This is a genomic window from Pseudoalteromonas sp. 78C3 (assembly GCF_002836695.1).
Taxonomy (GTDB): domain Bacteria; phylum Pseudomonadota; class Gammaproteobacteria; order Enterobacterales; family Alteromonadaceae; genus Pseudoalteromonas; species Pseudoalteromonas arctica.
Map to the genome: position 1 here is coordinate 23569 of NZ_PJAV01000152.1, position 8670 is coordinate 32238.

At 41.1% G+C, this 8670-nt stretch carries 7 protein-coding genes; 3 read left to right on the plus strand and 4 right to left on the minus strand.

Annotated elements, in window-relative coordinates; all coding sequences use genetic code 11:
• The 3 genes from tal to xylB are packed head-to-tail and all read right to left on the minus strand — an operon-like array spanning position 1 to position 3786.
• Positions 1-939 carry a transaldolase gene (gene tal / locus CXF76_RS13115; protein WP_101163901.1) on the minus strand — a complete coding sequence of 313 codons (939 nt, stop codon included), beginning with the start codon at positions 937-939 and terminating at the stop codon, positions 1-3.
• Positions 940-978: 39 nt separating this feature from the next.
• Positions 979-2298, minus strand: coding sequence for a xylose isomerase (gene xylA / locus CXF76_RS13120; RefSeq protein ID WP_007375167.1), 1320 nt, complete (start codon positions 2296-2298; stop codon positions 979-981).
• A 30-nt stretch (positions 2299-2328) separates the two neighbouring features.
• Complete coding sequence (gene xylB, locus CXF76_RS13125) at positions 2329-3786, minus strand: xylulokinase (RefSeq protein ID WP_101163902.1); 1458 nt, start codon at positions 3784-3786, stop codon at positions 2329-2331.
• A gap of 162 nt (positions 3787-3948) precedes the next feature.
• Between xylB and CXF76_RS13130 the strand changes: the two genes are divergently transcribed.
• The gene (locus CXF76_RS13130; protein ID WP_101163903.1) at positions 3949-4905 is read left to right on the plus strand and encodes a Gfo/Idh/MocA family protein; all 957 of its coding nucleotides are present in this window, start codon (positions 3949-3951) and stop codon (positions 4903-4905) included.
• A gap of 83 nt (positions 4906-4988) precedes the next feature.
• On the opposite strand, the gene CXF76_RS13135 is transcribed toward CXF76_RS13130, so the two are convergent.
• Positions 4989-6599, minus strand: coding sequence for a glycoside hydrolase family 43 protein (locus CXF76_RS13135; protein WP_101163904.1), 1611 nt, complete (start codon positions 6597-6599; stop codon positions 4989-4991).
• A gap of 211 nt (positions 6600-6810) precedes the next feature.
• Between CXF76_RS13135 and CXF76_RS13140 the strand changes: the two genes are divergently transcribed.
• Positions 6811-7851, plus strand: coding sequence for a LacI family DNA-binding transcriptional regulator (locus tag CXF76_RS13140; RefSeq protein WP_101163905.1), 1041 nt, complete (start codon positions 6811-6813; stop codon positions 7849-7851).
• Between the two features lie 66 nt (positions 7852-7917).
• On the plus strand, positions 7918-8670 hold a 753-nt coding region (locus tag CXF76_RS13145; RefSeq protein WP_157823352.1), incomplete at its 3' end, for an MFS transporter.

Consider the following 8670-nt stretch of genomic DNA (forward strand, 5'->3'; position numbering starts at 1 on the left):
TTAGTTTAGTAAGTCTTCAACCAATTTAGCCAAAATACGCTGATCTTTGGCAAAGTTACGAATACCTTCACCGAGCTTTTCGCTGGCCATTGGATCTTCGTTGTGCTGCCATAAAAATTGCTCGTGGGTGAGTGGGGTTATGTCGCTTTGCGGTGCTTTGGCAATGTTTGCAGCGTCAAGCTTTGTAACCAGTTCACCTTCTTGGCTTTGTAAATCATTGAGTAATGATGGCGAGATAGTCAGTAAATCGCAGCCAGCAAGTTCGATTATTTCCTGAATGTTTCTAAAGCTTGCGCCCATTACCACGGTTTTATAATCGTACTTTTTATAGTACTGATAAATACCTGTAACCGACTGCACACCAGGATCTTCGCTTGGGGTGTATTCTTTATTATCGCGGGCTTTGTACCAATCAAGAATACGACCAACAAACGGAGATATAAGCGTTACGTTAGCTTGTGCGCATGCAATGGCTTGAGCCATCGAAAAAAGCAGGGTTAAGTTACACTTAATACCTTCTTTTTCTAACTGTTCGGCGGCTTTAATGCCTTCCCATGTTGAAGCAAGTTTAATAAGTACGCGGTCTTTTGAAATACCCGCTTGCTCGTAAAGCGAAATAAGCTTACGCCCTTTGGCAATACTTGCTTTGGTGTCAAACGATAAACGCGCATCTACTTCGCTTGATATACGCCCAGGTATTACCTTTAGTATTTCACAGCCAAAGTTAACAATAAGTTGGTCGCAAATAGCGTCAACGTCGTTGCCAGCTTTATTTATAGCGTCTTCAATTAAATGTTTATACTGAGGTAATTTTGCAGCTTGTAAAATTAACGAAGGATTGGTTGTTGCATCAACCGGTTGTAGGGCTTTGATTGACTCTACATCGCCACTGTCGGCAACGACCGTGGTTACTTTTTTGAGTTGTTCTAACAAGTTCATAATGATGTACGCCTCGGCTTTATAACCGAGGCGATGTCCTTATACGTAGCGGTTAACAATATTCTCAAGCAGTTCTTGGCGACCAGAAACTTGCTTAGGATCGATGTTGTTCTCGTGTACTAACGCTGAAAGGCTCTCAAGCGATTGCTCACCATTTAGAATGCTTTGACCTAGGTCTTCTTTCCAACCAGCGTAACGTTTTTCAACAAAATCAGTCAGCTCGCCGCCTTCAATCATTGCTGCTGCATTGAGTAATGCTTTAGCCATCGTATCCATACCGCCAATGTGACCAATGAATAAGTCATCACGCTCACACGATTGACGACGAAGTTTAGTGTCAAAGTTAAAGCCGCCCGTTGTAAAACCACCCATTTTTAAAATTTCGTAAACAACAAGTGTGCACTCAGCTACGTCGTTAGGAAATTGGTCAGTATCCCAACCGTTTTGCATGTCGCCACGGTTAGCATCAATACTACCCATAATGCCTTCTGCGCAAGCAACTGCAATTTCGTGGTGGAAGCTATGACCCGCAAGTGTTGCGTGGTTTGCTTCAATGTTTACTTTAATTTCGTCTTGTAAGCCGTGCTTGTATAAAAAGCCTGCAACCGTTGCTGTATCGTAATCGTACTGGTGCTTAGTTGGCTCTTGTGGTTTTGGCTCAATTAATAATGTGCCTTTAAAACCAATTTTTTTCTTGTGCTCTACAACCATTTTCAAAAAGCGTGCGTACTGTTCGCTTTCTTGTGCAAGGTCTGTATTTAGTAGCGTGTCGTAACCTTCACGACCACCCCAAAGTACGTAGTTTTCGCCGCCTAAACGATGCGTAATTTCCATTGCATGTTTAACTTGTGCTGCTGCATATGCATACGTATTAGGATTAGGGTTTGTTGCACCACCGGCACAAAAACGCTGATTTGAGAATAAGTTAGCAGTACCCCACAGTAGTTTTACACCTGTGCGCTGCATTTCTTTTTCGATAATGTTAGCTATGTGCGTTACGTTATCGTGGCTTTCTTGTAGTGTTTTGCCTTCAGGGGCAATATCAACATCATGAAAACAAAAGTAAGGAACGCCTAATTTTTCATAAAATTCAAAGGCTACTTTTACTTTTTGTTCAGCAAGTTCTAATTGATTGCCTACAGGTTGGATCCAAGGACGGTCAAACGTACCTTCACCAAAAATATCAAACCCTGTAGAACAAAAGTTATGCCAGTAACAGGCTGCAAAACGTAAATGTTCTTTCATTGTTTTGCCAAGCACTACTTGGTTTTCGTCGTAATAACGAAATGCAAATGGGTTTTTAGAGTTTTCACCCTCAAATTTAATTTTTTCAACGTTTGTAAAAAATTGTTCGCTCATAATGTGCTCCATTAATTTTATAATAGTGTATTAAAAGTATGTTTTTACACTTTGGTAAAGTGCTTTGTATGTTGTGTATTGCTGTGCGTAAAAGTTTTGCATGACTGGGTCTGGCTCAATTGTTTGCGTTACCTTGCCGTTAACACACACTTGTTGTGCAGGGAGTTGTGTTACTGCTATTCGGGCAAGTCTTGCTGCGCCAAATGCGGGGCCAACTTCTGAACCTTCTCGGTAAATTAGGGGGCGGTTGAGTACACTTGCGATGATTTTTCCCCACAGTGGGCTTTTAGCGCCACCACCAATAACGGTTACATCGTCAATTTGTGCGCCGGCATCAAACAGTACTTGTTGGCCATCGGCAAAGGCAAAAGCAACGCCCTCGAGTACTGCGCGGCCAAGAGCTGCTGCATCGGTGTCGCTGTCTAAACCAAAAAATACGCCTTTGGCATCGGGGTTATTATGCGGCGTACGCTCGCCAGTTAAATAAGGTAAAAATATGACTGAGCTTGGTTTGCTAAAATCGCATTTACTTACTTGTTCAAGCAATGCGCTTTCGTTTTTAAAACCGGTTAATTTAGTGACCCAGGTTAAACAGCTTGCTGCGCTTAACACCACTGACATTTGGTGCCAGGTGTTTTCAATGCAATGACAAAAAGTATGTACAGCACCTTCTGGGTTAGGCAGGTATTTATCGTTAGCAACAAAGTAAACGCCCGAAGTACCTAATGACAAAAACGCTTGTTTAGGCCTTACTACGCCAACACCGGCAGCGCCTGCGGCATTATCGCCACCACCAGCAACAACAGGTACTTGTTCCATACCCCATTTAGCAGCAACTTGGGCTGTTAATTTGCCAGTAATTTGTGTGCCCTCAAAAAGGGTAGGCATGTGCTGCTCTGTTAAGTCGCAAGCGCTAAGCATTTTTTGCGACCATGCTCTTTTTTCTACGTCTAGCCACAGTGTGCCTGCTGAGTCAGACATGTCTGATGCAAAATCACCGGTCATTAAAAAGCGTAGGTAGTCTTTTGGTAATAATACTTTGGCTACTTTTGCAAAGTTTTCTGGTTCAAACTCTTTTAACCAAACCAATTTAGGTGCAGTAAAACCAGGCATTGCTATGTTGCCGGTAATATTACGAGAATTTGGTTCGCGTTTTTCAAGCTCTACACATTGTGCTGCACTGCGCCCGTCGTTCCATAAAATGGCTGGGCGAATAATGTTATTGTTTTTATCAAGCAGCGTAGCGCCATGCATTTGCCCAGAAAGGCCCACAGCCTTTACCGATTTTAGTAATGCAGGGTGAGTATTTTTAAGCTCATCAATTGCACTACATGTAGCAAGCCACCAATCTGTAGGGTTTTGCTCAGAAAAAAGTGGTGCTGGGCGTGAAACGCTTAAAGATCCACTTGCTTGAGCAAGCAATTGGTCTTGCTCGTCTAAAATAATTACTTTTACACCTGAAGTGCCTAAATCGATACCAAGGAACATAAATGTGATACTTAATGTTGTTTTAGTGTTAGCGCTAACATTAATGATTTGATATTGTTAAGTCAAGCTAGTTTTAAACTATGTTTAACAATTAATTTGCAAGTTTATTGCTTGGTTGTTGGAGTTCACTTAAATTTCTTTTTAAGATCATAAGGAAACACTATGAAAAAAATAAACTGGGGTATTGTTGGTTGTGGCCGAATTGCTGCACAATTTTGTGAAGACTTAGCACATACAAATAATAGTGTTGCGTACGCAGTTGCAGCAAGAAATGGGGAAGATGCAAGCGCTTTTGCGAGCAAGTATAGTGCGGCCAATGCCTACGAAGGGTATCAGGCATTATTTGACGATAAAAACGTTGATGTAGTTTACATTGCGACCCCGCATAACTTTCACTTTAAAAATGCCAGCGATGCTATTAAAGCAGGTAAGCATGTATTGTGCGAAAAGCCCATTACGGTTTCGGCTGAAGAGTGCAAGCAGTTGTGTTTACTGGCTAAAAAGCACGACGTATTTTTAATGGAAGCCATGTGGACGTACTTTTTACCTGCAATACAAAAAGCAAAACAATGGGTAGAGCAAGGGCGAATTGGCACTATTAAACATGTTAAAGCTGACTTTGGCTACCCTGTGCCTTTTAATCCCGATGGGCGTGAATACAACCCAGATTTAGCGGGCGGTTGTTTACTTGATATGGGAATTTATCCGCTTGCAATTGCCAATTACTTTTTAAATAACGACCTTGAAAACTTATACGTAAGAGCAAATATTCGCTACAAAGGCGTGGAAGACGATGTACTTATTACTGCTAATTGTGGTGATGTAATGGTGAGCTTAGCAACGTCATTTCAATGCCGGTTAGGGAATGGCGCGTATATTATTGGCGACAAAGGCTATATAAAAATACCCGATGCATTTAGGGCTTATGAGTGCTCTTTGTATGAGCTTGATGACTTAATTGAGCATTTTGAAGATGGCAGGCAGTCACAAGGTTATAGCTTTGAAGCGCAAGAAGTAGGGCGCTTACTGAGCGAAAACAAACGAGAGAGTGACATTATGAGCCACTCTCAAAGTTTACTTTTACAATCGCAAATGGAGCGTATTAAAGCCCTGTTTTAATAGAACTTTAAAAGAGCTTTTAAAAGCTTTTAAATGGTTTTATATCAGCTCTAAATCAACTAATAGACTTAACTGGCGGCGACTTATTCGCCGCTAGGTTCGTCATAATTAAAAAATGAATAGTGAGCTTCTTTATTTTGTCCCGATAAGTCTTGGCAGGCCATACCAACAAAAGCACCGGTAAAACACGGGCGATACCCTTGTGGTGATTGCTGCACGTAATCATCAGATAAAATACTGCCATCGAGCACTGGACCAAACTTTATCCAGCAGTTTTTCTCGGTAGCATAATAAAACTGCAGCTGAGCGCCATTAAAATCAGCTTTTAAGTAAACAGGTTTGTTTGTTTTAAGCAAAAGCGGTGCAACAGGCGTACTTGTTTGGTATTTATCGCAGCTTATTATATTTAAATAACGCGGTGTGGTTTCATCGCCTACATCGCCGCCGCTTATATGCAAATAGTAGTAATGCGCGGTGTTGTAATAACATACTAGCCCCGCCATTTGCTGAAAACTGCTCGGCGCAAAATCAACGCATGTGCTGCTAACAGTATGATGAGCCTGTACACGCCTGGCAATAAAACTTTGCTGATGCAATGAGCTTAAAGACTCTTTTCCCACTAGGGTGAGCGATGCTTTTTGAGTATTTTTATAGACCCAATTTTTGCACATAGGTATACGCAATGACTGAAAATCAACAGTCAGATCATCGTTACTAAAATCAATATGTGTTGAGGATTGCGACTGTGGATTTAGCGTTAAACCTTCAACGGGTACGTGTATTCTCGGGGCTTTATTTGTGTGTTTTGCATAAGGCCAGCCATCGTCTCTCCAGATTATTTGCTCAATCCCTGTTTCACGGCCTGTAATGCAGCGGCCACGCTCAGACAGTGGCCTTGATGTTAAAAATACCGTGTACCAATCACCGTTTTGCGTTTGAAAAAAATCCCCATGGCCACATTTTTGCAGCGCATTACTCGGCTCATGTACTGCTGTTATTACGGGGTTGTGCGGGTGTACTTGGTAAGGGCCAAATACGTTTTTAGAGCGCGCAACACTAATGCAGTGTTCATACCCAGTGCCACCTTCAGCGGTAATTAAATAGTAGTAATCGCCGCGTTTTAAAATATGTGGGCCTTCAGTGCAACCAAGTTTTGTGCCTGAAAATATAGGTTTAACATCGCCTATTAATTTATTGGTTTTTAGGCAAAGCTCTTGCATTACTATGCCACCAAATAGTGCGTTGTTGCGGTGATCAACCAGCATGTTTAGCAAATAACTTTTACCGTCATCATCGTGAAAAATAGACGGATCAAAACCGCTAGAATTTAAGTAAGTCGCTTGTGACCAGTTACCGGTAATATCAGTGGTTGATACAAAATAGTTTGGCGTGTCTTTCCATGGGCCATCAAAGCTTTTTACATTGGTATACACCAAATAAAAACGCCCATTGTTGTAGCTAAGTTGCGGTGCCCATACACCGCAAGAGTCGGGCACTCCTCGCATATCAAGTTGCTCTACGGTATTAAGCGCTTGACCTATAACTCGCCAATTTACTAAATCGGTAGAGTGGTGAATTTGCACACCGCCAAACCATTCAAAAGTTGAGGTGGCTATGTAGTAGTCGTTATTAACTCTGACAATGTTTGGGTCTGGGTTAAAGCCTCTTAGAATTGGGTTTTGCAGCATGCTCATAATATAGGCCTTTTTAAGTTTTTTATATTAGTGGGTGTGAATATTATAAATTTGTTGTTAGCGCTAACATTTTCAGTGTAGTATAAGACTTTGTCAATAAGTAATCATTTAAAACGCGCTGTAAACAATATCAAGCTTTACAATTATGTATAATGAAAATTAAGAAAGTTAATTATAACAATCCACTGATTGTGAGTAGGTAATAACAGTAATGGCCGATCCTAAAAGAGCAAGAATACAAGATGTAGCCGAGCAGGCTGGTGTATCAATGATGACAGTTTCGCGCGTGCTCAACCAAGACAAAAAAGTAAGCGACAAAACCCGCGAAAAAGTAATGGCTGTTGTTGAGCAATTAAATTACAGGCCAAATGTGTCTGCTAGGCGCCTTGCTAGTACTAAGTCATTCTTTTTAGGGCTTTTATACGATAACCCAAGTGACTCTTACATAAGCCAATTTTTATTGGCAGCGCTTAAAAAATGCCGCGCACTGGGCTACCACCTAGTTGTTGACGAAGCGCATAGCGATATTGACAAAACAATTGAATCGGTAAAGCAACTTATTGATGTTACACAGGTTGATGGCATGATTTTACTGCCTCCTATGTGCGACAACGAACAGGTTTTAGATGTGCTTACTAAAGCACAAGTACCATTTGTAAGAATAACGCCAGATACAAAATTAAACCGCTCCCCTTATATATGCATGGACGATTACCAAGCAGCGTTTGATGTTACAGAGCATTTAATAAATCAAGGGCATAGCAAAATTGCACATATTATTGGCGACACTAAACAAGGTGTTAGCCGTTTGCGTTACCAAGGTTATTTAGATGCACTGCGCTCTAATAAAATAATAACGCCACCTGAGTATATAGAGCAGGGCAGTTTTACTTATCAATCGGGCATGGAAGCGGCAATAAAATTACTTTCACTTGATGATAAGCCTACAGCTATTTTTGCAGCTAACGATGACATGGCAGCCGCTGTAATCTCAATAGCTCAAAAACAAGGTATTAATATTCCAAGCGAACTGTCGGTTGTTGGCTTTGATGACACGCAACTTGCAACCATAGTGTGGCCAAATATTTCTACGGTAAAACAGCCCATTAATGAAATGGCTGAGCTTGCCATTACTTTACTTGCATCGGGTCAGTATAACGATTTAAGCAATGTAAAAAGCTTAGACTTAAGACATATTTTAGATTTTGAATTAATAGAAAGAGAATCAAGCTCAACCAATAAAAATAACTAAATAACGCACACACTTTTGAGCTTCAAAATCTATATAAAATAACAACAACACACAATATGGATACTTATGAACGAGAAAGAAAATGTACTTTTAATAGTACTGGTTTGCTTTGTTGCGACCATTGGCGGGTTTTTATTTGGTTTTGACAGCGGCGTAATTAACGGCACGGTTGATGGACTCCAAACAGCGTTTGGCTCCAGTAGTGCGGGTACGGGATTTAACGTATCAAGCATGCTAATTGGTTGTGCCATTGGTGCGTTTTGCGCAGGTCGATTGGCTGATAAATTTGGACGACGTCCAATTTTACTTTTTGCTGCAGCCTTATTTATTATAAGTGCTTGGGGTTCGGGTGTGTCAGTCACATCGTTTGAATTTGTGATTTATCGAATTTTAGGCGGCTTAGCGGTAGGGGCTGCATCGGTTATGACCCCAGCTTATATTAGCGAAATTGCCCCCGCACGATACAGAGGCACGCTCTCTACACTGCAACAAGTGGCTATTATATTTGGTTTATTTAGCGCATTTGTGAGTAACTATTTTTTAGCCAACACAGCTGGTGGCTCTACGGCTATATTTTGGCTCGACTTTGAAACATGGCGTTGGATGTTTTGGGTTGAATTATTACCTGCATGCTTGTTTCTAATCGCTTTATTTTTTATCCCCGAAAGCCCGCGATACCTAATTATGGCTGGTAAAAAAGACGCTGCTGCACGTGTTTTATCGTCATTATATGGTGCTGAAACTGCCGCTCTTAAATTAAATGAAATAGCAGAGTCTCTTGCTGGCGATAAACACCAACCTAAATTATCTGATCTTATT

Bases quoted from the DNA above. Each gene is read 5' to 3' on its own strand.
- xylB (WP_101163902.1), bottom strand. From the start codon at position 3,786: ATGTTCCTTGGTATCGATTTAGGCACTTCAGGTGTAAAAGTAATTATT.
- CXF76_RS13130 (WP_101163903.1), top strand. From the start codon at position 3,949: ATGAAAAAAATAAACTGGGGTATTGTTGGTTGTGGCCGAATTGCTGCA.
- xylA (WP_007375167.1), bottom strand. From the start codon at position 2,298: ATGAGCGAACAATTTTTTACAAACGTTGAAAAAATTAAATTTGAGGGT.
- tal (WP_101163901.1), bottom strand. From the start codon at position 939: ATGAACTTGTTAGAACAACTCAAAAAAGTAACCACGGTCGTTGCCGAC.
- CXF76_RS13135 (WP_101163904.1), bottom strand. From the start codon at position 6,599: ATGAGCATGCTGCAAAACCCAATTCTAAGAGGCTTTAACCCAGACCCA.
- CXF76_RS13140 (WP_101163905.1), top strand. From the start codon at position 6,811: ATGGCCGATCCTAAAAGAGCAAGAATACAAGATGTAGCCGAGCAGGCT.